Raw genomic sequence first — 25728 nt, 5'->3', positions numbered from 1 at the left:
CGTCAGCAGGGCTCGCGCCACACCCCCAGGTCGAGCTTCTTCCGCATGGACGACAGACCCAGCCGCCGGGACTCGGCGCAGAAGGCGCTGGTCGGTTCCCTGTACTCCACGTGGAAGACCGCCTTGCCCGCCTTGACGAACGGGGTCAGGCGCGCGCACTCGTCGTACTGGGCGCACTCCTCGTTCACCGCGAAGTCGAAGTCGGCGAGCAGCCGGGGGATCTGCGCCAGGTCGTTCTTGAGGCCCACGGAAAGGCCGCGGTCATGGGCGATGTCCGCGATCACGCGGTTGTAGCGGAGCTGGTCGGCCGCGGTGAGCCGGAAACCGGTCTCGTTGGCGTAACCCTCCACCAGGTCGGGCTCGACCGCGTCGAAGCCCTTGTCGCGGCACATGTCGAAGCGCCGCTCCATGATCGGCCGCAGCACGGACACCTTGCGGATGTCCAGCCAGCGTTCACCCGCCCAGCCGTTGCTCCTCCCGAGCACCGAGCGGGGGAAGTCGTCCTTGTCGGGCCGGAAGTTCTCCCAGGCGCCGACGTTGACGTAACAGACGACCTTGCGGCCGGCGCGGTGCAGCGCGGCCACGTCCGCCCTGGAGTTCTCGAAGCCGTCGATGTCGTAGACGGGCACGTCGACCGTCGGTTCGACCTCCCCGTCCAGCTGCCACTGCCAGGCCAGGCCCGGCCGGGGTCTCCAGACGGCCTTGGCGGGGCTCGCCTCGGGGGAGTGCGACGGGGCGGGGGAGTCCGAGGGTGCTGTGGAGCAGCCCGCCAGGAGCGCCGCGGTCAGGGCGGCCGGCAGCAGGATCCGGGCCCGCGGCCGGGCGCGGATCCTCATCGCTCCGCCTCCGCCCCGGTCAGGGCCGGTGTCAACTCGGCCCAGGGATTGGGCGGTTCGCCCGTCACCGGGCCGCAGACCGCCGCGCCCCGCCGGTGTGCGGTGCGCACGGCGAGCGGGACCAGGGCCTCGGGCACGCCGTAGACGAGATGGCACAGTCGCCCCGGCGGCTGCCGGCCGGCCCACGCCGGCCGGGCGAACGCCGAGACGTACGTCGACCAGTGGCCCTCGAAGGTGACGGTCAGGTCGGCGAGCCGGAGGTATCCCGGCGCCGGGTGGACGCCCGGGTTGAGGACCACCCTCCCGGCGCCCGCCCTGCGTACGGCGCGCACCAGCCGGCGGCAGGCGGGCAGGCCCTGCGGGGTCGCCGTCACCCGGTCGAGGAAGCAGCCGTCGGCCGCGTACCACTCCTCGTGCCGGCGCAGGTCCTCGGCGACCTCGGCCGGTCCGCGCATGCCGTAGTCGGTGTCGACGTACCCGAGGAGGAGCGCCCCGGCCGTGCGGAGCGCGTCGGCCGCCGCGGCGAACGCCGGGTCGGGGCGGTCGCCAGGGCCGTCCGCCGGGTTGATGACCACGCCGTAGGTGCGGTGCGCGGCGGTGATCAGGCGGTGCCAGGCGCCCGGGTCCTCGGCCGGGTGCACGTACAGCGGAACCAGCAGGCTCACCGGGTACCGTCGCTCTCCCACAGGGCGGTGACCGCGTCGTCCAGAGTGTGGGCGGGGCGCCAGCCCAGGGCCCGCCCGGCGGCGGAGATGTCGGAGCACTGCCACGACACCCGTGCCGAGCGCACCGAGCCGGTCGTGCTCTCCTCGACACGGCCCCGGAAGCCGGCCCGGCCGGCCAGGGCGTGCACCAGTTCGCGCACCGGTACGGCCCGGCCGCCGCCGATGTTGAGGACGGGCGGCAGCGGTCCGGGCGCGGTGGCCGCCAGGACCACCGCACGGGTCACGTCCCGCACGTCCACGAAGTCGCGGTACGCCGACAGGTCGCCGAGGCGCAGCACCGCCGCCGGGTCCCGACCCGCCTCGCGGAGCAGTGCGGTGATGCGGCCGGGGAGCGAGGTGGCCGGCGCCCCGGGCCCCACCGGGTTGCCCACCCGCAGCACCACCGCGTCCAGCCCGGCCGCGGTCACCGCGGCCGTGCCCGCCAGCTTGGTCGCACCGTACGGGCCCACCGGGCTGGTGGGCGCCGCCTCGGTCACCGGGGCGTCCGGGGTGCCGGGGCCGTACTCGGCGGCCGAACCCAGGTGTACCAGGCGGGCCGCAGGGGCGGCGTCGCGCAGCGCGGCGCACAGCACCGCCGGACCACGGGCGTTGACCTCGGCGAGCGTGACCGCGTCGCCGCCGGTCGCGCCCGCGCAGTTGACCACGGCGTCGGGCGCGACCGCCGCCAGGGTCTTGGCCAGCTGTTCGGGGCGGGCGGTGGCGAGGTCGACGCGATGCGCCACGCCGTGCTCCACGCCGGCCGAGCGGCCGGCGCCGAGGACCTGCGCGCCGGGCACGGCCCGCAGACCCGCGGCGACATGGATGCCCAGATGGCCGGTGCGGCCCAGGACGAGAATGCGCATGACGTGCTCAGGCTCCCTTGAGCAGAAGCGACTTGCGGGTGGTGAACTCGGCGTTGGCCCGGTCGTAGTCGTCCGGGCGGCCGATGTCCAGCCAGTACCCGTCGAACTCGTAGGCGTGCGGCGGGGTTTCGGCCGCCAGCAGATCGATCACCAACTCGTCGAAGCCGAGCGGGAGTCCGGGCGTGTAGGGGGCGAGGGCGGCGCGGGACAGCCCGTAGACGCCCATCGACACGCGGTAGTCCACGCTCGGCTTCTCGGTGAACGCGACGACCTTGCCGTCGTCGGTGGTCAGCACCCCGAAGTCGATGTGGACCTGGCGGGCGTAGGTGGCGATGGTCAGCGGCGCACCGGAGGCTCTGTGCCGGGCGAGGACGTCGGCGTAGTCGAGGTCGGTGAGGATGTCGCCGTTCATCACCAGGAAGGTCTCGGGCAGCCGTTGGCGCAGGTTGAGCAGCGGGCCCATGGTGCCCAGCGGGCTCTCCTCGGTGGCGTAGTCCACGCTCACGCCCCACTGGGAGCCGTCGCCGACGTAGGCGCGGATGATCCCGCCGAGATGGCCGATGGCGAGGGTGACGCTGGTGAAGCCGGCCGTGGAGAGCTGGCGCAGCACGATCTCCAGGATCGCGTGCTGGTCGCCGATGGGGACGAGCGGCTTGGGCAGCGCGGTCGTGTAGGGGCGCAGCCGGACGCCCTTGCCTCCGGCCAGGATCACTGCGTGCATGGGACTCCTCCTTCGTGGACGTGCGCGGACGTGCCGGACGAGGTCAGATGTTGTAGACGGCGGTCTTGTAGCGGGCGAGGTTGGCCGGGTCGCGGAAGAACCCGACGGTCTGCGCCAGGCCCTCCTCCAGGGAGTGCGCGGGCCGCCAGCCGGTGGCCGCGGTGAGCCTGCTCGCGTCGGCGACGAGCCGCATCACCTCCGAGCCCGCCGGCCGGATCCGGGCCTCGTCCGCGCGGACGTCGACGGCGGTGTCCATGACCTTTCCGATCAGCGCGACCAGGTCGCCGACCGAGATCTCCGCGCCGGTACCGGCGTTGAAGGTGCGGCCCACCACCCGTTCGGAGGGCGCGGTGCCGACCGTCAGGAACGCCTGGGCGGTGTCCTTGACGAACAGGAAGTCCCGGGTGGGACGCAGGTCGCCGAGGGTGATCGTCCGTTGCCCGGCGGCGAGTTGACCGATGACCGTGGGGATCACCGCGCGCATCGACTGCCGCGGCCCGAACGTGTTGAACGGCCGCAGCGTCACCACCGGGGTGTCGAAGCTGGCGTGGTAGCTGTCGGCGAGCCGGTCCCCGCCGGCCTTCGAAGCGGCGTACGGGGACTGGGTGTTGATCGGGTGGTCCTCGGTGATCGGCACGGTCTGCGCGGTGCCGTACGTCTCGCTGGTCGAGGTGTGCACCAGCCGGGGCGTGCCGAGCGCGCGGATCGCCTCCAGGACGTTCAGGGTGCCGGTGACGTTGGTGTCCACATAGCTGTGCGGGGCCCGGTAGGAGTACGGGATCGCGATCAGCGCGGCCAGGTGGTAGGCGGTGTCGGCGCCGTCGAGCAGGCCGCGGACCGAGCCGGGGTCGCGGACGTCGCCGAGGACGATCTCCACCTGGTCCAGGACGTCCGGGGCGAGGGTCTCCAGCCAGCCGTAGGAGGAGAAGGAGTTGTACTGGGCCATGGCCCGTACCCGGTGTCCGGAGGCGACCAGCGCCTCGGTGAGGTGCGAGCCGATGAAGCCCTCGGCCCCGGTGACGGCTGCGAGCGGTTGGGAGGTCAACTGTGGTGTCCTTCCGATCGGTCGTGCGTGGGGGGAGTGACTATCCGTGCGGGGCGGGGCGGCCGAGCAGCGCAAGCGCGCAGGCCGCCAGACAGAGCGCGGCGGCACCGCAGCACAGCGGCAGGGCGAGGCCGGCCCCGGGGATTCCGAGCAGGGTGACCGCGCCGGCGACGGCGGCGGCCGTGAGGCAGAGCGCGGCCGACGGCCAGGCCGCGCCGAACGCCTGGAGCAGCAGCGCGGTCCACAGGGTGGCCGCGAGCAGCAGCAGGGCGGCCGGGTCGGCGCCCGTGACCAGGGCGGCCGGCAGCAGCGGCAGCAGGTACACGAGCAGGCAGAGGGCGAGGATGCCGGCCGAGCGCAGCAGGAACGCGGCGGGGGTGGCGGTGGCGCGCAGCGCGGCGACGGACAGCCCCCGGTAGCGGTACAGCAGCCACTCCGCCGGGCCCATGCTCACCGTGAGCACGATCACCGCGTACGGCGCGTGCGGCTCCCGGAGTCCCTCCAGCAGCACCAGCACCCCGGCGGCCAGGCCGAACAGACCGTACGGCAGCGACCACAGCGCCTTGGGCCGGCCCGCCGCGGGGACGGCCGGGACGGCGAGGGTCCGCCACAGGACCCAGCCGGTGACCGCGACCGTGGCGGCCAGGGCCAGCAGCGGCAGACCCGCCCGCAGCGGACGGCCCGGCTCCCACCGGGGCAGCACGAGCGCACCGGCGATCAGGGGGCTCAGCGCGGCCAGCAGCAGCCGTTCCCGGGCCAGTACGAGGAGCACGCCCGCCGCGGCCAGGTAGAGCGACTGGGCCGCCGCGGCCAGGACGACCGGGCCGCCCCCGGCGGCCACGGCGGCCGCCCCCGTGGCCAGCACCGCCCCGGCCGGGGCACCGCGCAGGAGGGTACGGCCGGCCTCGCGCCGTCCGCTCGCCATCCGCAGGTGGGCGCGGTGGCCGAGGGCCTGCCCCCACGCCCAGGACACCAGCCCCGCGACGATCAGCGCCGAGGCGTGCCCGGCCGCGTTCCACAGCGGCGCGGTCAGCAGGTAGGCAAGTCCGGGCAGCGCGAACAGCACCCCGCGCAGCAGACAGCGCACGGTGTCCGGGCGCCACGGGTCGGCCGCGGGCGCGGGTTCCGGGAAGGTCCTGGGCACCCGTTCGTAGAGCGCGGCGGCGAGCGAGAACAGGTTCGGGTGGCCGTACCGCTCGTTGATCACGGCGGCCGACAGGCCCTCCGACTCCAGCAGGGCGGCCACCTCGTAGGGGTGGACGGCGGGGCCGACGCGGTCGGCGAGTTCGGCGGCGAGCTCGCTGACCGCGTCCTCGTCCGGGCCGCGCCGGGGCAGCCGGATGGCCGGCGTGGTGTCGTCCAGGGCCCAGCGCGGCCGGCGGCGGCGCGGCGGCCGGGGCTCGGCCAGGCGCAGGGCCAGGGTCTCCTGCTCGGCGCCGCCGGGTTCGAGGGACATCGGTCCGCTCACCGGGCCACGCTCCCGGTGACGGCCGCGGCAGGCGGCTCGGCCGGGACCGGCGCGGGCGCCGACTCCCGTGCCCGACGGGGCAGTTCGAGGTAGATGGCCCGGAAGGTGTCGATGGTCTGGCGGAGCGTGAACTGCTCGATCACCCGCAGCCGGGCCGCCTCGCCCATCGCCCGGCGGCGCGCCGGATCGCCCAGCAGCTCCAGGGCGGCCGCGGCCATCGCCGCCGGATCCCTGGGCGCGACGACCAGCCCGGTGTCGCCGACCGCCTCCCGGACCCCGCCGACGTCGGTGGAGACGGTGGCCCGCCCGCAGGACATGGCCTCGATCAGGGTGAACGGGAAGCCCTCGCTGATGCTGGAGAGCATCACGACGTTGCCGGCCGCGTAGGCGTCCTTGATGTCGTCGACGCGACCCTCGAAGGTGACGGCGTCGCCGTGCCCCAGTTCGGCGGCCAGCGTCTGGCAGCGCCCCCGGTAGGCCTCGCCGCCCCGGGGCGTCCCGCCGAACAACCGCAGCCGCGCGTCCGGGAGTCGGGCGCGGACCAGGGCGAAGGCCCGGATCAGCGTCTCCAGGTCCTTGATGGGGTCCACCCGGCCCGCCCAGCTCAGGGTGGGCACCTCCGGCTCCGGTCCGGCCGCCGGGAACGCGGCCGGGTCGACGCCGTTGTACACGGTGCGTATGGACTCCGGGTCCGCGCCGCCCTCCTCCTCCCAGAGCCGGTTGTAGCGGTTGCCCGGGGTGATCAGCGCCGCCCTGCGGTACGACTCGCGAGCGAGCAGCCGGAAGAAGCCGAGCACGACCGCCTTCACCGGCCAGCGGTAGGGCGCGGTGCGATAGCCGAGATAGCGTTCCCGCAGGTAGACGCCGTGTTCGGTGAGCAGCAGCGGGACCCCGTGCTGTTCCAGCGCGGCCAGCCCCGGCAGCGCGGCGACGCCCCCGCTCACCGCGTGCGCGACGCCGTGCTCCGGCAGCGGAGCGGTCAGCGGGCGCAGCGCGTGCTCCAGGAGCGCGGTCGCGGTGAGCGCGTCGTGCAGGGTGGGCCGGGCCTCGCGCACGGCGACGCCGGGCCGGTTCCACAGCGAGGCCAGGACGGTGATCGCCGGGTCGGTGCGCAGGAACGGGCTGAGCGTGCCGTCGGCCGCGGCGCGTGCCAGGGCGTACAGGGCGGCCGGGAAGCCGTCCTCCTCCCGCGGGTCCAGCAGCGCGGCGAGGAACCGGCCGTAGGCGTCGGCGAGTTCACGTCGGACCCGGCCCCGGGGCGCGCGGCCCGCGGGCGGGTCGCCCCACATCGGCACGGACCACACGTTCGAGACGTGCGGGGGCAGTTCCCAGACGACGGGTTCGCGTCCGGTGCCGGTGACGGCGACCACGTCGAATTCCATGTCGGGCATGCCCTGCACCAGTTGGTCGCACCAGACGCTGACGCCACCGTGACTGTGCGGGTAGGTGCCTTCGGTGAGCAGGGTGACGCGCGTAGTGCGAGTCGCGGGCGCGCCCTGGGGAAGGGACATCGGTTTGCTCCACGGCCGAGTTGTGGGGGGTGGTCGTGCCGGTTCCGGCCGCCGGCGGGCGGCCGGAACCGCGGAACGTTTCCTGCTTCGGTCGTCGGTGCGGCGGAGCGCTGTTCAGTCGGTGACGGTGGCGGTGACGGTGGCGGTGACCGGTTCGGCCACCCCCGCGGGGACCCGGGTGCGGGGCGCGGGATCCGCGGCCGGGGCGGTGCCGGCGGATGCCGTGACGGCCGGGGTCGCCGTGCCGGCGGGCAGGGTGAGGCCGACCGGACCGCCCGTCGACGGGGTCCAGCCGGAGACCGCGCCCGCGTACGCCGAGCCGAACGCGGCGCCGCCCACCGTGGTCCCGGTCGGCAGGGTCGCGGTGACCTCAAGGCCGGCCGGTGCCTCGACGGTGACGGCGTCGCCGATGCGGTAGGCGGTGATCTGGCCGGCCTGGAGGGCGGCCTGCCAGTCCGCCCGGCGTTTCAGCTCGGTGCCGATGTCCTTCATCCGCAGGTTCACCACGGGGGTGTTGTCCGCGAACAGGGCCTGGTAGCCGTCGAGCACGCCGTTGAGCACCGGGTAGGCGATGCGGTCCTCGGTCAGGTTCGACTGGTGGATGTAGTGCGGCCGGGGATCGTTGGACAGCACGTGCCCGAGGTCGATCCGGGTCTCCAGCGGGACGATCTCGTCGGTGTAACCGGTGCTGGTGTCCAGCGGCGCGGACAGACAGGTCGTGGTGGTCGGGTTGTCCTCGCAGATGCCGCTGCCGCCCTGGGCGCGGCTGGTGTACAGCCAGTTGTACTCGTCGACCTCCTCGGCGGCCTTGGCCGCGTTGTAGAAGACGTTCATCGGGTAGCGGGGCACCGTCTCGGCCGCGCCGACCTGACGCTGCTGCGGGTCACGGGAGTTGTCGGAGCCCAGCCAGTCGATGCCATTGGCGGCGAGGGCGGGCGCCAGGTTCGGGTTGTCGTCGGGCTGCTGCGGCAGGATCGCCATGCCGGAATGCTCGCCGGTGACCAACTCGTCGTTCTCCAGGGGGAGTCCGTTGGTCTCGGCCCAGACCCGGTTGTTCGCGATCTCGTCGGAGATGTCGTTCTGACTCACCCACTGGGTGCTGCCGTCGGCGTCGGTCTCGCACACCCAGGGCACCACGGTGGTGTTCTGCACGCAGCCGAGGAAGGCGTGCGTGTAGGTGTGGTTGATCCAGCGGAAGTCGTTCTTGTCCGCGATCAGCCTGTCGGCGAGCTCGTCGACGCCGTTGTCGTCGTTGCGCCGGTCGACGCTGCCGGAGCCGTTGAAGGCGAGGTCGAAGGTGAAGTTCCTGCTCTGCTCCCAGGCCACCGTGTTGTCGACGTCGGCGGACGTCATCCGGATCGGGTCGGCCGTGGCGCCGGAGTCGGTGCAGTCGACGTCGCCGGGCGTGCAGTTGAGCTCGCTGTTCCAGCGGTCGTCCTCGGCGAACACGTCGTCCACGTGCACCGCGAAGTAGTTGCGGGAGGCGCCGAGGTGCACCCCGCCGGTCATCCACTCGACGATGCCGCGGGCCAGCAGCCGGAACTGTTCCTGGTACTGGTTGTAGACGAAGGTCACGACGAGCTCACGCCGGTTGTCGTGCCGGTACTCGCCGACCAGGGAGCCCTTGGTGGACGACCCCGGGATCGTCGCCTCGACGTAGGGCGTGAAGTCGGCGCCGGCCGCCGGCTGCGCGAGGTAGGCGTAACTCTCGGCGACGGAGGGGTCGTTGTCCTCGAAGGGGACGGTGCCGTCGAGGTAGCCGAAGGGGCCCGCCCGGCCGGCGGCGGTCACGTCGGCCTGGGTGCCGTCGATGCTGCCGGAGTAGCCCGCGCTGCCCACCGGGTACTGCAGACCGGCTTCTGGACGCGCATAGGTATAGGCATCGACCTGGGGGATCTGGTAAACCTGTTCGTACGCTGTGAGTGCCGCCATTTCGCTCGAACCGGTGGCGAACGGGTTGTCGTTGGGCAGCACCACGGCCTGGAACTTGGCGCGGGCCCGTCCGTCGACGGTGTCCGCGAGGAAGCCGGAGTCGATGACCTGCCGTCCGGACCGGGTCAGGTCGATCTCGGTGAACGGCGTGCCGTCGTCGGTGAGTTCGGCGGCGATGGCGGCGGTCGACGGTCCGCCGTCGCTGACCAGCAGCACCCGTAGATCGACTCTGGGTGCGTCCTCTGCATGGGCCGTGCCGGCCGGAAGGCCGAGCGCGGCGATGAGCGCACCGACCGTGAGCGCGGTCGTGCGTATGGTCCGCTTCATGCGGTGAAGTTCCCTCCCCGGACGGGGGTCGGCACGGCTCCGCAGAGCGGACGCACCCCCTTGCCCCGACGCCGGCTCCCCCTGAGAAGCCGGTCGTTGACGCATCCGTCGCGTCACATAGTGGTGTCTGTGTGTAGCTTTCGCGGTCGTGCCGCGAAACGTGACGGAAAAAGGCAGGCGACCAACAGGCCTGAGATGGAACCGAGTTGGGCTTTTTTCCGTCCACGGTGCAGGCCGGGTCCGCAACGGCGGCGGGAGTGCCCGGCCCCGGGTCGCCGGCGGATCGCAGACCTTTCAGGTCATCCCCGACAGGCCGTCAGGCGCACAGGACCCGCGTCTCGGGCGTGTAGACCGGGCCGCCGCTCGTGTTCGTCGAGTCGCTGAACTCGGCGTAGTAGTACGAGTAGAAGCCGATGTTGCCGTTGCAGCCGGAGTCGGCGGCCACGCTGAGCGTCAGGGTGACGGTGCGGCTCTGACCGGGTGGGACGGTGGCGCCGTAGTCGGTGCCGAGGTTGGTGGGCCCGGTGCCGGAGCAGGCGGTGGCGGTGCCGTCGGAGGCGGCCAGGCTGCAGCCGGTGAAGCTGTACTTCAGGTCGGGGCGCTGGGTGGTCAGGTAGGTCGGGTCGATCGTCTGGTACACGAACCAGATGTCGTAGGTCTTGTTGTTGGTGATCGTCATCGACAGGTTCACCGTGCCGCCGGGCGTGGTGGTCGCGGCATCGGTGGCGAAGGTGAGCTCGGCCGGCGCCGGGTCGGCGTTCGCGGTGGGGGCCAGCCCGAACAGGGCCAGGGCGAGGGCGAGGACGGCGCCGAGGCCGAAGCGTCTCATCAGTGGTGATCGCATGGCGGGGAGGCTAGGCAGCCCCCCGCGCGGGCGTCTGCCCCGGGCGATCGGGCCGACACGCCGGGTGACCGAAAGCGCACGAGCTGTGAAGATCTCGTAACCGGCAGGTGAAGGCGTAATCGACCGGCAAAACCCGCAAGTGCCCGGCGATCCGCCCGGACCGCCCCGCGGACGCGGTCGCGGACGCCGTCCCGTCGCCCCGTGCGGCGGTTATTGGCGCGTATCGGATGCACCGAACCGCCGTTCCGTCACTCCGCCCCCGAAACTCTCGGCCAACCACCGAATTCAGGCCCCACCCGCCGGAGCGGCCTCCCGGAGGGCCTCGTCACCGTTCGCGGGCATCCGCCGGGTGGCCCTGTTCGCGGCATGATCCGTGCCGTCAGGGGGCATGCGGTCACTATGGAAGGCGCGCCTGTGATCGTGCAGCCGCCGGGCCCCGACGGCGGCCGGCGGGTCACCATCCGCGGAGAGTACGTCGGCATCGCGTACCACCTGCTCGACGTCGTCGAGTTCCTGCGTCGCGCCGGGCTGCCCGAGGCCAGTACGACGGTCGACGACCCCGAGCTGATCGAGTGGCGCGGCATCGGGCCGAAGGCCTGGACCGCCACCGGCTGACCCGCGCCGGACGCCCCGGACCGCACCGCGGACTTGTTCGACTCTACGAAGTTTCTGTGTGACGGGTACACATCAGCGTCCGCTACTGATAGGAAACCTTCCTAACGGAACTCTCCCCAACCCCCCACTGGAGCCCCTGTGCGGAATCCGAACGACACCACCGCCACGAACCCCGTCCTGACCTCCCGCCGTACCCTGCTCGCCCTGCTGGGCGCGTCCGCCGTCGGTGCCGGAGCCGTGCTGCTGCGGCCGGCGCACGCCTCCGCCGCCGCCCCGGCCGCGAGCTGTGTGGGCCTCGACGACCCGGCGAAGAAGGAGATCGCCATGAAGCTGGTGTCGAGCGCGGAGAACTCCTCGCTCGACTGGAAGGCGCAGTACAAGTACATCGAGGACATCGGCGACGGCCGCGGCTACACCGCCGGGATCATCGGCTTCTGTTCCGGCACCGGCGACATGCTCGACCTCGTGCAGCTCTACACCGACCGCAAGCCCTCCAACGTGCTCGCCAAGTACCTGCCGGCGCTGCGCCGGGTCAACGGCACCGACTCGCACAGCGGCCTCGACCCGAACTTCCCGTCCGACTGGCGCAAGGCCGCCACGGACACCGCCTTCCAGCAGGCCCAGAACGACGAACGCGACCGCGTCTACTTCAACCCGGCCGTACAGCAGGGCAAGACGGACGGGCTGGGCACGCTGGGGCAGTTCACCTACTACGACGCCATCGTCATGCACGGCGACGGCGACGACGCCACCAGCTTCCGCAACATACGCAAGCGCGCCCTCGCCAAGGCCAAGCCGCCGGCCCAGGGCGGCAACGAGACGACGTACCTCAACGCCTTCCTCGACGCCCGGGTGTGGGCCATGAAGCAGGAGGAGGCGCACAGCGACACCACCCGGGTCGACACCGAGCAGCGGGTCTTCCTGAACAAGGGCAACCTGTGCCTGAACACCCCACTGGACTGGAAGGTGTACGGCGACAGCTACCACATCGGCTGACGGCCCCCGGGCTGTCGTACCGCACCCCCATGCGGTACGACAGCCCAGAGGCGCTTCCCCCCTCGCAGTGGTCCTACGGCTTGATGCCCACCCCGGTCCACAGGCTGACCTCCGCGTCGGTGGCGGTCGGCTCGGTGTCCGGGCGCCAGCGGTGGCCGACGGACACGCCGGGGTCGAGCAGTTCCAGCCCGTCGAAGAACCGACCCACGTCCGCTCGCGAGCGGAACTGGACCGGCGTTCCGGCGTTGTTGTAGATGTCAGTGACCTTCTGCCAGGTGTCCGGGTCGAAGTCGGGCGTGCAGTGGCTCAGGGCGAGCGCGCTGCCCGAAGGAAGCACGTCGAGCAGCCGGCCGACGATGCCGTACGGGTCCTGCGCGTCTGTCACGAAGTGCATCAGGGCGTTGAGGGAGAGCGCCACCGGCCGGTCGAGGTCCAGGACCTCCGCCAGTTCGGAGGCGTCGAGCAGTGCCTGCGGATCGTTGACGTCCGCCTCGATGTAGGTGGTACGGCCCTCCGCCGTGCTGCGCATCAGACGCTCGGCGTACTTGAGCACCAGCGGATCGTTGTCGGCGTACACCACCCGGGCGTCCGGGACCACGGACTGGGCCACCTGGTGCAGGTTCGGCTCGGTGGGGATGCCGGTGCCGATGTCGAGCCACTGCCGGATGCCGTGCTCGCGCGCGAGGACACGGGTGGCCCGGTGCATGAAGGCACGGTTCTCCCGCGCGCACACGAAGATGCCCGGGTAGGCGGACGCCACGGTCTCGGCGGCCTCCGTGTCGACCTCGAAGTGGTCCTTGCCGCCCAGGTAGTAGTCGTACATGCGGGCGGAGTGCGGCCTGCTGGTGTCGATGTCCCGGGCCACGGGCGAGTTGGTCATCCTGAACCTTTCAGAGGGGGAGCGTGGGGGAGGGGTCAGCCGGTGGTCAGGTGGTCGGCGAGGCCGCGTTTGACCCCCGCGACGAACGCGTTGATCTCCTCCGGGGTGTAGATCAGCGCGGGGCCGGCCGGATCCGTCGACTGGCGCAGCGCGATCCTGCCGTCGGCGAGCTGCTTCGTCTGCACGCACTGACCGCCGTTGGGGCCGCTCCAGGGCGACTCCCAGCCCTGTTCCCCCAGGTCCGATGCGGGCATGCCGTTGTACACGTCGCGAGCACCGCCGTCGAAGGAGGTGTCGAAGGAGGTGTCGAAGGTGGTCATGAGTACTCCTTGCGCATGCGGTTCAGGAGCGCCCTGCTCTGCGCGTCGGAAGTGAGCAGGGACATGCGGTTGTGCGCCTCCAGGTGGGCGACGACGTCGGAGCGCTGGTCCAGGTACATCGCGCCGGAGAGGACCTCGGTGTAGACGACGTCCGGCAGTTCGGGCTCCGCGAATCGGAAGTAGGTGAACGGGGCGCACACGCCCACATGCGCACCGGCGGTGAACGGCACGACGTCGACGCTGACGTGGTCCAGCTCCGAGGCCTCCAGCAGCTGTTCGATCTGCTCGCGCATCACCTCGGGCCCGCCGACCACCCGGTGCAGGACGGCCTCCTCCATCACCACCCACAGCGTCGGCGCGTCGGAGCGCTCCAGCAGGACCTGACGGCGCAGCCGCAGGTTCACCCGCCGCTCCAGGTCCTCGTCGCTGTCGTTCGGGAAACCGCCGCTGAGCACGTGACGCGCGTACTCCCGGGTCTGCAGCAGCCCCGTGGCGTAGTGCGGCTCGTAGGTGCGCAGGGTCTTCGCACCGGTCTCCAGGCTCACATAGGCGCTGAACCAGGTGGGCAGCACATCCCGGTACGTGTGCCACCAGCCGGGCTCGTTGGCCCGCTCGGCGAAGGCGACGAACTCCTCCCGCTCCTGCCGGTCGGCACCGTAGGTCTCGAGGAGTTTCTCCACGTAGAGAGGCTTGAGCGTCACCTCCGCCTTCTCCAGCCGGCGGATGGTCAGGGGGGTGACCCGAAGCGCCCGTGCCGCGTCCTCCAGTGACACGCCCGCGCCCAGCCGCCGCTCCTGGAGCCTGCGGCCCAGGATCATGCGGAGAACGGTGGGCGCACTGGTGGTGCCCGCGCTCGAACGGCCTTCGCTCACGCCCTACCTCCTGAGGGACTGTCACCCGGACGAGTGTGACAGGCACTTGATGAAGCGACCAGACCGATACCGGCATCCTGAAATTATCAGGGAGTCGGTTGCAGCATGAACTTGCCTGCGCGCATGATTACTTGAGTAAATCGCGGTCACGGCCACGGGCGATGCCCCGCTCCCCGTGCGGTCGTTGCCGCTCCGCCTGCTCGGTTTTGCCCGCTCCGCCTGTTCCGCCCGCTCTCCGCCGCGCCCGCCTTACGGAAGGCAGCCATCGTGTCCCCCCACGTGACCTCCCCCCGCGACCTGTTAGACGTAGACGCGCCCGACCGGGCGCACTGGATCGAGCTGCCCTCGCACCGCTCCAGCGTCAGAGTCGCCCGTCGCTCCGTGAAAGCCCGGCTCGGCGAGTGGGGGCTCTCCCGCGAACTGTGCGAGGACGCGGTGCTGTTGGTGTCCGAGCTGGCCACCAATGCCGTCATCCACACGCTGAGCGTGCGGATCCTGTGCGGCATGGGCCTCATCGCGGACGGATGCCTGCGGCTGGAGGTCCACGACCACGACTACTCCGGCCGCGGCCTGCCCCGGCGCGAGCCGGGCCCCGACGACGAGGGCGGCCGGGGGCTGCTGCTCGTCGAGCAGCTCGCCGACTCCTGGGGCGTCGACCGGTCGAGGCTCACCAGCGGCCATGCGGTGTGGGCGACCCTGACGGCCTGATCCCGGAGCCCTCAAGGGGTGCGAACAGGGCTGCGGTGGGCGGAAGTTGCCGATTTCACGCGGGCGCGCGCGCCTGCATATGATCTTGCTCGTGACTGTGCAGAACTCTGACAAAACACCTTCTCGCAAGCAGCGACTCCAGGAGAAGCAGCGCCGCCAGCTGGCGGTGGTCGACACGGTGGACAAGGCCGAGGTCAAGGTCCGCAAGGCGGAAGCCGAACTGGCGGTGGCCGTCGCCGAAGCAGTACAGGTGTTCGGTGACGAGCGCGCGGCCTCCGAGGGGCTCGACATGCCCGTGGAGGCCGTACGCCGTTTCGTCGGCATGGCGGCACACGAGACCGCCGCGGCGGCGGACGGTGCCGACGACTGACCTGCCCCGAGGTTCCGGGCCCCGCGCCGCCGGTGAGGGCTCCCGCCGGCGCGGGACGGATCCCGGTACGGCCGCCGCGCCGGGATTCCGGCTGCCGGCCGGGGGGCCGCCGTTCGGGTGATTCGCGCACCCCCCTTCCCGGCGCGAAACCAAGGAAATACGGGCCTGACGGCTCGTGACGGGTGCTGGGCCCGATCAATGGGACAAGTGGCAGCCAGTGCCCTTATCCGGACAAACTGAATCCGCCGGTTCGTGATCAGGAACATCCACGTTCTCCAGGAGATCGCATGGTGGAGCAGTCCTCCGAGGTCGTTTCGGAGCCGGATGAACCTGTCGTCGCCGTGGCCGGCACCGGCCCCAGGGGGGCGGATACGGAGCGGAGGCTCGCGCAGGCACTGGCCGACCTCCTCGACGCCGAGTCCGTCCCGGTCGACGGCCACTTCTTCGCCGACCTCGGCGCCAACTCCCTGGTCATGGCCCAGTTCTGCGCACGAATACGCAAGACGGCCGATCTGCCGTCGCCGTCCATGCGGGACGTCTACCGGTACCCCACCATCCAGAGCCTGGCGGCGGCCCTCGGCGAGACCGCCCCCGCTCCCGCCGACCCGGCGCACACCCCGCAGCCGCCCGCAGCGACGCCGGCCCCGGGCCCGGTCGGGAACCGGTGGAGCCATCTGCTCTGCGGAACCCTCCAGTTGCTGGTCTTCCTGGGCTACTCCCTGGTCTCCGGATTCGTCACCGCCGCGGGATACGAGTGGATCGCCTCCGGCAAGGGCCTGGCCGACGTCTATCTGCGTTCGCTGCTCTTCGGCGGCGCCGCGTTCGTGGCGCTGTGCGCGTTCCCCGTCGCCGCGAAATGGATCCTCGTCGGACGCTGGCGCCCCCGCGAGTTCCCCGTCTGGGGCCCCACGTACCTGCGCTTCTGGCTCGTCAAGGTGCTGCTGCACGCGAACCCGATGGTCTTCCTCACCGGGACCCCGCTGTACGTGCTGTACCTGCGGGCCCTCGGCGCGCGGATCGGCAAGGGCGTCACGATCCTCTCCCACTCGGTCCCCGTCTGCACCGACCTGCTGACGATCGGCGCGGGCACGGTGATCCGCAAGGACTCCTTCTTCCTCGGCTACCGGGCGTACGCCGGACACATCCAGACCGGCCGCATCACCCTCGGCGCGGACGCCTTCGTCGGCGAGAAGACCGTCCTGGACATCGACACGTCCCTGGGCCACGGCTCGCAGCTCGGCCACTCCTCCGCCCTGCACCGCGGCCAGGCCGTCCCCGACGGCGAGCACTGGCACGGATCCCCGGCGGAGCCCACCCGGACCGACTACGTCCGGATCGCCCCGGCGAACTGCGGCACCCTGCGCCGCGCCTGGTTCGGCCTCGGCACGCTGCTCCAGCTGATCCTCCTGTACGTCCCGCTGGCCGTCGGCGGTGTCTACATGCTGTTCACCGAGGTACCCGCGATCGGCAAGCGACTCGACCCGACCACGGCCGCGCTCGGCTGGTCGGAACTGCTCCCCGACGCGCTGCTGCTCTCCCTCGTCCTGTTCTTCGGGTTCCTCGTCCTGGGGCTGGCGGCCCTGTGCACCCTGCCGCGTCTGGTGGGCCTCGTGGTCAAGCCCGACAAGGTCTACCCGCTCTACGGGTTCCACTACGCGCTGCAGCGGACCACGGCCCGCATGACGAACGTGAAGTTCTTCGCCTGGCTCTTCGGCGACAGCTCCTACATCGTGGGCTACCTCCGCGGTATCGGGTACGACCTGTCGAAGGTGGAGCAGACCGGGTCGAACTTCGGCACCGAAGTGCAGCACGAGACACCGCTGCTGGTCAGCGTCGGCAGCGGGACGATGGTGGCCGACGGCCTCTCCGTCCTCAACGCCGACTTCTCCAGCACGTCCTTCCGGCTCTCCCGGGCCTCGATCGGGGCGCACAACTTCCTCGGCAACAACATCGCCTATCCGGCGGGTGCCAGGACCGGCGAGAACTGCCTGCTCGCGACGAAGGTGATGGTTCCCCTCGACGGCGAGGTCCGCGAAGGTGTGGGCCTCCTCGGCTCACCGTGCTTCGAGATCCCCCGCTCGGTGGAGCGCGATACCCGGTTCGACCATCTCCGCACTGGAGAAACGTTCCGTCATCGGCTGGCCGCGAAGAACCGCTACAACCTCCGCTCCATGGCGCTCATGCTGGGCGTGCGCTGGCTGCACACCTTCGCGCTCACCCTGTTCGGCCTCGCCTCCGTGGACCTGTACGGCGTGCTCGGACACGTGGTGATCGGCGGCTACCTCGCACTCACCCTCGCCTTCTCCGCCGGGTACTTCATCCTGGTGGAGCGCTGCCTCGGCTCCTTCCGCGCGCTGCGCCCCCGGCTGTGCTCCATCTACGACCCGTACTTCTGGTGGCACGAACGGCTGTGGAAGGTGCCGGACCACTTCCTCAACCTCTTCAACGGAACCCCGTTCAAGAGCCTGGTCTGGCGGCTGCTGGGCGTACGCATCGGCCGCAGGGTGTTCGACGACGGCTGCTACCTGACCGAGCGGACCCTCGGCGTCATCGGCGACGACTGCACCCTCAACGCCGGCAGCAAGATCCAGTGCCACTCGCAGGAGGACGGCACCTTCAAGTCCGACGTCACCACACTCGGCGCCGCCTGCACGCTCGGCATCGCCGCCCATGTGCACTACGGCGTGACCATGGGCGACGGCTCCGTGCTGGCGCCCGACTCCTTCCTCATGAAGGGCGAGGAAGTCCCCCCGAACGCCCAGTGGGGCGGCAATCCCGCGGTGGACACACCCGATCGCGGGGGCCGGTCCGCCGGCACCGGCCGGGTCGCCACAGCGGTCGACGCCGCCACGGCGACCGCGAGTTGAGGAAGGCCATTCGATGGGAACGCGCGTGGAGACGGACCGGGAGTACTGGACCCGGACACTGACCGCCGGCGGCGCCACCACCGTGCCCCGGTGGGTCCGGGAACCGGGGCCGGGAACGGCCGGGCACGCAGGACACGGGACACCGGTGCCCGACGACGTGACCCGCGCGGTGCGTGAACTGGCCGCGCGGCAGGGCCTGCCGGCCGGCACCCTCCTGCTGGCCGCCCACCTCAAGGTGCTGGCCGTGCTCTCCGGCGAGCCGGAGGTGGTCACGGGCCACACCACCGGTACGGACGGCGAACCGCTGCCGTGCCGGGTGCCCGTCCTCCCGGGGAGCTGGACGGCCCTGCTCGCGGCCACCGGGCACGCCGAGGCGGAGCTGCTCGCCCACCGGGACCACCCGGTGGCGGAGCTGCGCCGCCGACTCGGCCTCACGGAGCCGCCGTACGAGGTCGTCTGGGGTCCCCTCGGAACCGAGGAGCCGCACCCCGACGACGGCGTCCTGCACGTGCGCTGGTCCGACCGGGACGGCCGGCTGACCCTCCACCTCCGGTACCGCACGGACGTCCTGGACGCCGACGCTGCGGCCCGGCTCGGCGGCTACCACCTGACGGCGCTGCGGCTGATGACGACGGACCCCGACGCCGACCACAGCCGGCAGAGTCTGCTGTCGGCCGAGGAGCAGCGCGAGCAGCTGGAGGATCTGGCCGGGCCGCACCGCCCGCTGCCGGACGCCCGGGCGCACGAACTCTTCGAACAGCGGGTGCGGGCCCATCCGACGGCCGTGGCGGCCGTGCACGGCACGCGGGAGTGGACGTACGACGAACTCAACCGGCGCGCCAACCGGCTGGCACGCGCCCTGCTGGCCCGGGGAGTGGGCCGGGAGGACGTGGTCGCCGTCGTCTCCGAGCGCACCCTCGACTGGCTGGCCGCGGTGCTGGCGGTGTTCAAGGCGGGCGGCGTGTACCTGCCGATCGAACCGCACTTCCCGGCCGGACGCATCGAGGCCACCCTGTCCCGGGCCGGCTGCCGGCTGGCCCTGACCGAGCCCGGCAGCACGGACACCCTGGACAAGGCGCTGGCCGCCCTGCCGGACGTCGGGAAGCTGCCGTTCGACACGGCGTACGGCGAACCCCATGCGGACGACGACCCCGGGATCGGCGTCGACCCCGGCCAGCTCGCCTACATCTACTTCACCTCCGGCTCCACGGGCGAGCCGAAGGGCGCGATGTGCGAGCACGCGGGCATGCTCAACCACCTCCACGCCAAGATCGACGACCTGGAGATCGGCGCCGGGACCGTGGTCGCCCAGACCGCCCCGCAGTGCTTCGACATCTCCCTGTGGCAGCTCGTCGCCCCGCTGCTGGTGGGCGGGCGGACCCTGCTGGTCGAGCAGGACGTGATCACGGACGTGGCCCGGTTCACCGACACCCTGGAACGCGCCCGGGTCGGCGTGGCCCAGCTCGTGCCGTCGTACCTGGAGGTCGTGGTCTCCTACCTCGAACAGCACCCGCGCACCCTGCCCGACCTGCGGTGCGTGTCGGTGACCGGCGAGGCGCTGAAACGGGAGCTGACGCAGCGCTGGTTCGCGGTCCAGCCGGGCATCGCGCTGCTCAACGCCTACGGACTGACCGAGACGTCGGACGACACCAACCACGAACTCCTCCGGGAGGTGCCGGAGCGGATCCTGCTCGGCCGGGCCGTCAGCAACGTCCGCGTCCACGTCGTCGACGAGCACCTGACGCCGGTACCGCTGGGCGCCCCCGGACTGATCGCCTTCTCCGGTGTCTGCGTGGGCCGCGGCTACGTCAACGATCCCGAGCGCACCCGGGAGGCGTACCGCACCGACCCGCGCCGGCCCGGCGAACGGTTCTACCTGGGCGGCGACTGGGGCCGCTGGCACCCCGGCGGCAAGCTGGAGTTCCTGGGCCGCCGGGACAGCCAGGTCAAGATCCGCGGCTTCCGCATCGAGATCGGCGAGATCGAGAACTGCCTGCTGCGGGTGGCCGGCGTACGGGACGGCGCGGTGGTCGTCGCCGAGCGGCCCGGCGGCGGCAAGCAGCTCATCGCCTTCTACTCCGGCGGCCCGCAGGAACCCGAGACCTTGCGCGAGGCGCTCGGCGCCGCGTTGCCCGCCTACATGGTCCCCTCCGCCTTCCACTGGCAGGACAGCCTTCCGCTGACCGCCAATGGCAAGATCGACAAGAAGGCGCTGACCGGGCTGGCCGAGACCGCGCCGGCAGGCGACCCGCACCGGGCGGCCTGCGCCGCGGACCGGGCGGCGGGGGACGAACTCGGGCCGACCGAGCGGAGACTGGCCGCGGCCTGGGCCGAGCTGCTGGGGGTGCCCGAGGAACGCATCGGCCGCACCGACCACTTCTTCGACTCCGGCGGCACCTCCCTGACCGCGGTCAAGCTCAGCCTCGCCCTCGACCGCGCGGTGTCCCTGAAGGACATCACCCGCCACCCGGTCCTCGCCGACCTGGCCGCCCTCCTCGACGGCCCGGCGGCCCGGCAGCGCCCGGAGCTGCTGCTCACCCTGGCGGACGGAAGCGGCACGACCGGGTGCGCCCTGGTGTGCTTCCCGTACGCGGGCGGCAACGCGGTCAACTTCCAGCCGATGGCGACCGCCCTGGCGGACAGCGGCCTCACCGTCCTCGCCGTCGACCTGCCCGGCCACAACCTGGCCGCGCCCCCCGAGCCGTTCGCTGCCGTCGAGGAGGTGGCCGAACAGGTCGCCGCCGAGATCACCGCACGCGGACTGACCCGGGTCATGCTGTGGGGCCACTCCTCCGGCGCCGCACCGGCCGTGGAGACGGCGCGACGGCTCCAGCAGCGCGGCGTACGGGTGGAACGGCTCTTCGTCGGCGCGCACCTGCCCGGCACCGCGCCCGAACGGCACGCCGCCGTCACCGAACTGTCGCACCTGAGCGACGCCGACATCGCGGCGCTGCTGACCGCCGACGGCGGCCACACCGAACTCGCGGAACTGAACCCGCAGAACGCCGCCCACATCGGCGCCGCCTACCGGCACGACTGCCTCGCGGCACACCGTTACTTCGCCGCGGCCCTGGAAGCCACGCCACCCGGCAAGGTGGCCGCGCCGGTCACGGTGGTCGTCGCCGCCGACGATCCGCACACCGCCGGCCACGCCCACCGCCACCGGGACTGGCTGTTCCTGGCCGACCGCGTCGAGCTGCACGAACTCGCCGACGGCGGCCACCACTTCCTGCGCACCCGCCCGGCCGAGGCGGCGCAGGCCGTCCTGACCACCGTCCTCCCCCTCGCCTCCTCCTGACCCGTCACACCCCAGGCGGTCGACCGAAAGGAACCCGAGATGCCGTTCTCATCCCTGGCATCACCGCTCGACGTGGAGCTGCGGCCGGACAAGCCGGCACTGCTGTGCGTCGATCCCCCCGACGACCCACCGAAGTGGGCGGCCGAGCACCGCGAGGCGCTGCGCGCACAGGTCACCGAGCACGGCGCACTGGTCGTCCGCGGCCTCGGACTGCGCGAACCCGACCAGGTCGGCGCCGTCTTCGGACATCTGGCCGGGGAACTCATGACGGAGCAGGAGGCCTTCGCGCCCCGCGAGACCCACCGCCCCGGCGTGTACGCGTCCACACCCTGGCCGGCGAACCAGCCCATGTGCATGCACCACGAGCTGAGTTACCGGCTCCAGGCGCCCGGCCTGATGCTGTTCGCCTGCCTCACCGCACCCGAACAGGGCGGCGCGACCGCGGTGGCCGACGCCGAGGAGGTCCTGCGGGCGCTGCCCGGCGGGCTCGTCGAACGGTTCGAGCGGGAGGGCTGGATCCTGACCCGCACCTACAACGACGAGATCGGCGCGAGCCTCACGGAGTCCTTCGGCACCGCCGACCACGCCGAGATCGAGCGCTACTGCCGGGCCAACGCCATCGACTTCACCTGGCAGCCCGACGGCACCCTGCGCACCGAACAGCGCCGCAACGCCGTCGTACGGCACCCGCTCACCGGCCGGCGCTGCTGGTTCAACCAGATCGCCTTCCTCAACGAGTGGACCCTCGCACCCGAGGTGCGCGAGTACCTGGTGGACGTCTACGGCGCGGACGGACTGCCGTTCAACACCCGCCACGGCGACGGCAGCCCGATCGGCGAGGACGTCGTCCAGCTGATCAACGGCACCTACGAGGCACACACCCGGCGTGAACCCTGGCTCCGCGGCGACCTGCTGCTGGTGGACAACATCCGCACCGCGCACAGCAGAGAGGCGTTCACCGGCGATCGGCAGGTGCTGGTCGGCATGGGCGCCCCCGTCCGGCCGGCCGAGGACTGCCCGGCCCTGGAGGCGAGCGAGCGATGACCGACGTACTGTCCTCCGCCGCCCGGGCGGCCGTGCCCGAGCGGGGATCCGTGCCGAGCTTCGCGGTGATCACCGGCGCGCAGGTGCAGCGCGCGCTGAGCGGGCGCGAGAAACAGCTCGTGGAGCTGGTCGAGACCGTCTACCGGCTGCACGACGCCGGGGACTCGGTCAACCCGCCGTCGTACTTCCTGCGGTTCGAGGACCGGCCGACCTCGCGGATCATCGCGCTGCCGGCCTCGCTCGGCGGGACGGTCCAGGTGGACGGCCTGAAGTGGGTCTCCAGCTTCCCGGAGAACGTGGCCGCCGGGCTGCCGCGGGCCTCGGCGGTGCTCGTCCTCAACGACCACGACACCGGCTACCCGTTCGCCTGCCTGGAGAGCTCGATCATCAGCGCCACCAGGACCGCGGCCTCCGCGGCCCTGGCCGCCGACTGGCTCAGTCGGGGCCGCACCCGCCCCACCCGGGTCGGGTTCTTCGGCACCGGCCTGATCGCCCGCTACATCCACACCTTCCTGGCCGGCTCCGGCTGGGACTTCGACGAGATCGGCGTGCACGACCTGTCCGCCGACAGCGCCGGCGGCTTCCGCGGTTACCTGGAACAGACCGGTACCGGTGCGCGGATCACCGTCCACGACAGCGCCGAGGACCTGGTCCGCGGCAGCGACCTCGTGGTCTTCGCCACCATCGCCGGCCGGCCCCACGTCACGGACCCGGCCTGGTTCACCCACAACCCGTTGGTCCTGCACGTGTCCCTGCGCGACCTCGCCCCCGAGGTCCTGCTGGGCTCGGCCAACTTCGTCGACGACGTCGAGCACTGCCTCAAGGCCGACACGTCACCCCACCTGGCCGAACAGCTCACCGGCAGCCGCGACTTCCTGAACGGAACCCTCGGCGACGTCATGTGCGGCCGGGCCGCACCACCCCCCGACCGCCCGGTGGTCTTCTCGCCCTTCGGACTCGGCGTTCTCGACCTCGCCGTCGGCAAGTACGTCTACGACGAGGTGTCCCGGGCCGGGGACCTCTGTCTCATCGATGACTTCTTCCACGAACTGCGCCGGTACGGCTGAGGCCGTCGTCCTCGGCCCGGCACCAGGAGGCCCGCCGTGCCTGTCATCTCCGCTCCCTACGCCTTCAACGAGGGCGATCTCTACGTCGACCTGGAGTCGATCTGCGGACACCCGCTCTATCTGAAGTGCGAGGCCTTCAACTTCGCCGGATCCATCAAGCTGAAGGCCGCCAACGAGATGGTGGAGAACGCCGAACGGGACGGAATCCTGAAAGCGGACTCCGTCCTCGTAGAGTCCTCCTCCGGCAACCTCGGCGTCGCACTCAGCATGATCGCCGCGAGCAAGGGTTACCGGTTCCTGTGTGTGACGGACTCCCGTTGCAACCTGTCGACCCGACTCCTGATGGAGGCGCTCGGCAGCGAGGTGCACATCGTGGCCGACCAGGACTCCAATGGCGGCTTCCTGGGCACCCGGATCGAGTACGTCCGCTCGCTGTGCGAGAAGGACGACCGGTACGTCTGGCTCAGCCAGTACACCAACGCCGGCAACTGGACCGCGCACTACCGTACGACCGCCCCGGAGATCGCCCGGCGCTTCCCCGAACTGGACGTTCTGTTCGTCGGCGCCGGCACCACCGGAACCCTGATGGGCTGCGCCCGCTACTTCCGCGAGTGGCACCGGCCGGTGCGGATCGTCGCCGTGGACGCGGCGGGCTCGGTGGCCTTCGGCGGCGAACCGGGCCGCCGGATGATCCCGGGCCTCGGCATGAGCATGCGTCCGCCACTGCTCGACGAGTCCTTCGTCGACGAGGTGATCCGGGTGGAGGAGCCGGACACCATCCGGATGTGCCACCGCATGGCCCGGCACGGCTTCCTGTTCGGCGGCTCCACCGGGACCGTGGTCAGCGGCGCGACGGACTGGCTGTCCCGGCACGACGCCGGTGACCTCACCGCGGTGGCCGTCGCACCGGACCTCGGCGAGCGCTACCTCGACACCATCTACCAGACCAACTGGCTGCAGGACCTGTACGGCGACCAGGTGCTCGCCGGCGAGGACGGCGACCTGGTGTCCGACGCCGATGCCGGGGACGAGGCCCAGGTGTCCGACGCCGGGGACACCGAACCGGCGAAGCCGCTGCCCCGGGAGCCCAAGTCCGCCTCCCGCGCACCGGCCCGCCGGCGCAGCAGCACCTGACGGCAGGTCACGCCGGAGCGCAGCCCCTCGGAGATGCCCGCGCGGCAGCACCGGGGGGCCGCGGCGTGCCCGCGGTCCCGGCCCGCTCAGTAACGCACGGGCAGGGCGCGCAGCCCGCGGGTGCGCATCGACGGACGCCACTCCAACCGGTCCGCCGGCACGTCGAGTTCGAGGCGGGGGAAGCGGTCCAGCAGCGCGCCGAGGGCGATCTCGGTCTCCAGACGGGCCAGCGGTGCGCCCAGGCAGTAGTGGATGCCGTGGCCGAGGGCCAGGTGCCCGGTGGCATCGCGGCCGATGTCGAGCCGGTCGGGCTCGGCGAAGCGGCGCGGGTCGCGGTGGGCCGCCGCCAGGGACAGCAGCACCGTCTCGCCCGCCGGGACGGTGACCCCGCCGATGGTGACGTCCTCGGTCGGGAACCGGCGGATGGCGAGCGGCGCGGGCCCGTCGTAGCGGGCCAGCTCCTCCACGGCCGGGCCGAGCCGGTCCGGATCCGCGCGCAACGCGGCCAGCTGGGCCGGGTTCTGCAGCAGCGCCAGGGTGGCGTTGCCGATCAGGTGGACGGTGTTCTCGTACCCGGCGAACAGGATGAGGAAGGCCAGTGACATCAACTCGTCCTCGGTGAGCCGGTCCTCCTCGTCCCGTACGGCGATCATGGCGGAGAGCAGGTCGTCGGCGGGCTCGGCACGCTTGCGGGCGAGCAGCCGCGCGAAGAAGGCCAGCAACGCCCCGACGGCCTCCTTCGCCCGCTCGGGCCGGGCGGGGTCCGGGACGACGAGGGCGTCCGTCCAGGACCGGAAGTCCGGCCGGTCCTCCTCGGCCACGCCGAGCAGTTCGCAGATCACGGCGATGGGCAGCGGCGCCGCGAAGGCGGCGATCAGGTCGGCACGGCCGAGGGGCGCCATGGCGTCGAGCAGCGCGTCGGCGGTCCGCCGGACGGGCTCGCGCAGCAGGGCGACACGGCGGGGTGTGAACGCCCGGGACACCAGGCGCCGGACGCGGGTGTGGTCCGGCGGGTCCATGTTCAGCAGGTTGGCGTCGAGCGCGGGCGGCAGCGCGAGGCCGCGGTAGCCGCCGGGTTTGGCGTTGGCCTTGTCGAGGGAGAACCGCGGGTCGGCCAGGGCCTGCCGCACGTCCTCGTAGCGCGTCACCAGCCAGGCCGGCAGCCCGTCGGTGCCGGCGACCCGGTGCACGGGCCCGGCCTCCCGCAGCCGGGCGTACCCGGCGTACGGGTCGGCGAGCAGCTCCGCGGGGTCAACGGCGGCCGGGGCGGGGGGTGTTGTACTGGCGTCCATGCTCCAACCCTAGA

The 25728-nt window shown here is 72.1% G+C and carries 22 protein-coding genes; 9 read left to right on the top strand and 13 right to left on the bottom strand.

Annotation, left to right across the window (positions count from 1 at the left end; translation table 11 throughout):
* Positions 1 to 2: 2 nt before the first annotated feature.
* From ACFWPQ_RS20790 to ACFWPQ_RS20750, 9 genes are all read right to left on the bottom strand, one after another.
* A complete protein-coding gene (locus tag ACFWPQ_RS20790) occupies positions 3 to 836 on the bottom strand; it encodes an endo alpha-1,4 polygalactosaminidase (RefSeq protein WP_384036508.1) in 834 nt (277 codons plus the stop codon).
* Positions 833 to 1501 carry a spherulation-specific family 4 protein gene (locus ACFWPQ_RS20785; protein ID WP_384036505.1) on the bottom strand — a complete coding sequence of 223 codons (669 nt, stop codon included), beginning with the start codon at positions 1499 to 1501 and terminating at the stop codon, positions 833 to 835. The genes ACFWPQ_RS20790 and ACFWPQ_RS20785 overlap by 4 nt, the downstream gene beginning before the upstream one ends.
* Positions 1498 to 2403, bottom strand: a complete 906-nt coding sequence (locus tag ACFWPQ_RS20780; protein WP_384036502.1) for an NAD-dependent epimerase/dehydratase family protein — start codon at positions 2401 to 2403, stop codon at positions 1498 to 1500. Before ACFWPQ_RS20780 ends, ACFWPQ_RS20785 begins: the two co-directional genes overlap by 4 nt.
* Before the next feature lie 7 nt (positions 2404 to 2410).
* On the bottom strand, positions 2411 to 3124 hold the full coding sequence (locus ACFWPQ_RS20775) for an NDP-sugar synthase (RefSeq protein WP_384036500.1): 714 nt from the start codon (positions 3122 to 3124) through the stop codon (positions 2411 to 2413).
* A gap of 43 nt (positions 3125 to 3167) precedes the next feature.
* Positions 3168 to 4169 carry a GDP-mannose 4,6-dehydratase gene (locus ACFWPQ_RS20770; RefSeq protein ID WP_384036497.1) on the bottom strand — a complete coding sequence of 334 codons (1002 nt, stop codon included), beginning with the start codon at positions 4167 to 4169 and terminating at the stop codon, positions 3168 to 3170.
* Positions 4170 to 4209: 40 nt separating this feature from the next.
* Positions 4210 to 5637, bottom strand: a complete 1428-nt coding sequence (locus tag ACFWPQ_RS20765) for a hypothetical protein (RefSeq protein WP_384036495.1) — start codon at positions 5635 to 5637, stop codon at positions 4210 to 4212.
* Positions 5634 to 7148 (bottom strand): GT4 family glycosyltransferase PelF, encoded by a 1515-nt coding sequence (gene pelF, locus ACFWPQ_RS20760; protein ID WP_384036492.1) that lies wholly within the window; start codon positions 7146 to 7148, stop codon positions 5634 to 5636. The genes ACFWPQ_RS20765 and pelF overlap by 4 nt, the downstream gene beginning before the upstream one ends.
* Before the next feature lie 114 nt (positions 7149 to 7262).
* Positions 7263 to 9407: a hypothetical protein gene (locus ACFWPQ_RS20755; protein WP_384036490.1), complete on the bottom strand. Its 2145-nt coding sequence runs from the start codon at positions 9405 to 9407 to the stop codon at positions 7263 to 7265.
* 316 nt (positions 9408 to 9723) lie between these two features.
* Positions 9724 to 10251, bottom strand: coding sequence for a hypothetical protein (locus ACFWPQ_RS20750; protein WP_384036487.1), 528 nt, complete (start codon positions 10249 to 10251; stop codon positions 9724 to 9726).
* Positions 10252 to 10665: 414 nt separating this feature from the next.
* On the opposite strand from ACFWPQ_RS20750, the gene ACFWPQ_RS20745 reads away from it, so the two are divergent.
* Both ACFWPQ_RS20745 and ACFWPQ_RS20740 read left to right on the top strand, forming a co-directional pair.
* Positions 10666 to 10866, top strand: coding sequence for a hypothetical protein (locus ACFWPQ_RS20745; protein WP_150135979.1), 201 nt, complete (start codon positions 10666 to 10668; stop codon positions 10864 to 10866).
* A gap of 138 nt (positions 10867 to 11004) precedes the next feature.
* Positions 11005 to 11862, top strand: a complete 858-nt coding sequence (locus tag ACFWPQ_RS20740) for a chitosanase (RefSeq protein ID WP_384036484.1) — start codon at positions 11005 to 11007, stop codon at positions 11860 to 11862.
* 73 nt (positions 11863 to 11935) lie between these two features.
* On the opposite strand, the gene ACFWPQ_RS20735 is transcribed toward ACFWPQ_RS20740, so the two are convergent.
* Genes ACFWPQ_RS20735 through ACFWPQ_RS20725 form a run of 3 tightly spaced genes read right to left on the bottom strand, consistent with a single transcriptional unit; the run spans position 11936 to position 13934 of the window.
* Positions 11936 to 12742 carry an SAM-dependent methyltransferase gene (locus ACFWPQ_RS20735; protein WP_384036481.1) on the bottom strand — a complete coding sequence of 269 codons (807 nt, stop codon included), beginning with the start codon at positions 12740 to 12742 and terminating at the stop codon, positions 11936 to 11938.
* A gap of 35 nt (positions 12743 to 12777) precedes the next feature.
* Entirely contained in the window at positions 12778 to 13062 is a 285-nt protein-coding gene (locus ACFWPQ_RS20730; RefSeq protein ID WP_384036478.1) for a DUF397 domain-containing protein, read from the bottom strand.
* Positions 13059 to 13934 (bottom strand): helix-turn-helix domain-containing protein, encoded by an 876-nt coding sequence (locus ACFWPQ_RS20725; RefSeq protein WP_384036475.1) that lies wholly within the window; start codon positions 13932 to 13934, stop codon positions 13059 to 13061. Before ACFWPQ_RS20725 ends, ACFWPQ_RS20730 begins: the two co-directional genes overlap by 4 nt.
* A gap of 267 nt (positions 13935 to 14201) precedes the next feature.
* Here ACFWPQ_RS20725 and ACFWPQ_RS20720 point away from each other — a divergent pair, with 267 nt between their 5' ends.
* The 7 genes from ACFWPQ_RS20720 to sbnA all read left to right on the top strand — a co-directional run bounded on the left by ACFWPQ_RS20720 (position 14202) and on the right by sbnA (position 24422).
* Positions 14202 to 14642 (top strand): ATP-binding protein, encoded by a 441-nt coding sequence (locus ACFWPQ_RS20720; protein WP_384036472.1) that lies wholly within the window; start codon positions 14202 to 14204, stop codon positions 14640 to 14642.
* 91 nt (positions 14643 to 14733) lie between these two features.
* On the top strand, positions 14734 to 15012 hold the full coding sequence (locus tag ACFWPQ_RS20715) for a hypothetical protein (protein WP_384036469.1): 279 nt from the start codon (positions 14734 to 14736) through the stop codon (positions 15010 to 15012).
* A gap of 287 nt (positions 15013 to 15299) precedes the next feature.
* A complete protein-coding gene (locus tag ACFWPQ_RS20710) occupies positions 15300 to 17879 on the top strand; it encodes a Pls/PosA family non-ribosomal peptide synthetase (protein ID WP_384036467.1) in 2580 nt (859 codons plus the stop codon).
* 13 nt (positions 17880 to 17892) lie between these two features.
* Positions 17893 to 21177 carry an amino acid adenylation domain-containing protein gene (locus ACFWPQ_RS20705; protein ID WP_384036464.1) on the top strand — a complete coding sequence of 1095 codons (3285 nt, stop codon included), beginning with the start codon at positions 17893 to 17895 and terminating at the stop codon, positions 21175 to 21177.
* 39 nt (positions 21178 to 21216) lie between these two features.
* Entirely contained in the window at positions 21217 to 22221 is a 1005-nt protein-coding gene (locus tag ACFWPQ_RS20700; protein WP_384036461.1) for a TauD/TfdA family dioxygenase, read from the top strand.
* A complete protein-coding gene (sbnB, locus tag ACFWPQ_RS20695) occupies positions 22218 to 23288 on the top strand; it encodes a 2,3-diaminopropionate biosynthesis protein SbnB (protein ID WP_384036458.1) in 1071 nt (356 codons plus the stop codon). Before ACFWPQ_RS20700 ends, sbnB begins: the two co-directional genes overlap by 4 nt.
* Before the next feature lie 36 nt (positions 23289 to 23324).
* Positions 23325 to 24422: a 2,3-diaminopropionate biosynthesis protein SbnA gene (gene sbnA / locus ACFWPQ_RS20690; protein WP_361292445.1), complete on the top strand. Its 1098-nt coding sequence runs from the start codon at positions 23325 to 23327 to the stop codon at positions 24420 to 24422.
* 86 nt (positions 24423 to 24508) lie between these two features.
* Here sbnA and ACFWPQ_RS20685 read toward each other — a convergent pair whose 3' ends face one another.
* Positions 24509 to 25714, bottom strand: a complete 1206-nt coding sequence (locus ACFWPQ_RS20685) for a cytochrome P450 (protein WP_384036455.1) — start codon at positions 25712 to 25714, stop codon at positions 24509 to 24511.
* Positions 25715 to 25728: the final 14 nt, after the last annotated feature.

Origin of the sequence: Streptomyces sp. NPDC058464 (assembly GCF_042721035.1) — a bacterium.
Lineage (GTDB): Bacteria > Actinomycetota > Actinomycetes > Streptomycetales > Streptomycetaceae > Streptomyces.
Note: the sequence above shows the minus strand (reverse complement) of the source record. Positions and strands in the feature narration are given on the sequence as shown.

What these genes read in the sequence shown, in the direction of transcription:
- ACFWPQ_RS20790 (WP_384036508.1), bottom strand. Translation starts at nt 836, where the DNA reads ATGAGGATCCGCGCCCGGCCGCGGGCCCGGATCCTGCTGCCGGCCGCC.
- ACFWPQ_RS20780 (WP_384036502.1), bottom strand. Translation starts at nt 2,403, where the DNA reads ATGCGCATTCTCGTCCTGGGCCGCACCGGCCATCTGGGCATCCATGTC.
- ACFWPQ_RS20775 (WP_384036500.1), bottom strand. Translation starts at nt 3,124, where the DNA reads ATGCACGCAGTGATCCTGGCCGGAGGCAAGGGCGTCCGGCTGCGCCCC.
- pelF (WP_384036492.1), bottom strand. Translation starts at nt 7,148, where the DNA reads ATGTCCCTTCCCCAGGGCGCGCCCGCGACTCGCACTACGCGCGTCACC.
- ACFWPQ_RS20755 (WP_384036490.1), bottom strand. Translation starts at nt 9,407, where the DNA reads ATGAAGCGGACCATACGCACGACCGCGCTCACGGTCGGTGCGCTCATC.
- ACFWPQ_RS20750 (WP_384036487.1), bottom strand. Translation starts at nt 10,251, where the DNA reads ATGCGATCACCACTGATGAGACGCTTCGGCCTCGGCGCCGTCCTCGCC.
- ACFWPQ_RS20735 (WP_384036481.1), bottom strand. Translation starts at nt 12,742, where the DNA reads ATGACCAACTCGCCCGTGGCCCGGGACATCGACACCAGCAGGCCGCAC.
- ACFWPQ_RS20730 (WP_384036478.1), bottom strand. Translation starts at nt 13,062, where the DNA reads ATGACCACCTTCGACACCTCCTTCGACACCTCCTTCGACGGCGGTGCT.
- ACFWPQ_RS20710 (WP_384036467.1), top strand. Translation starts at nt 15,300, where the DNA reads ATGGTGGAGCAGTCCTCCGAGGTCGTTTCGGAGCCGGATGAACCTGTC.
- ACFWPQ_RS20705 (WP_384036464.1), top strand. Translation starts at nt 17,893, where the DNA reads ATGGGAACGCGCGTGGAGACGGACCGGGAGTACTGGACCCGGACACTG.
- ACFWPQ_RS20700 (WP_384036461.1), top strand. Translation starts at nt 21,217, where the DNA reads ATGCCGTTCTCATCCCTGGCATCACCGCTCGACGTGGAGCTGCGGCCG.
- sbnB (WP_384036458.1), top strand. Translation starts at nt 22,218, where the DNA reads ATGACCGACGTACTGTCCTCCGCCGCCCGGGCGGCCGTGCCCGAGCGG.
- ACFWPQ_RS20685 (WP_384036455.1), bottom strand. Translation starts at nt 25,714, where the DNA reads ATGGACGCCAGTACAACACCCCCCGCCCCGGCCGCCGTTGACCCCGCG.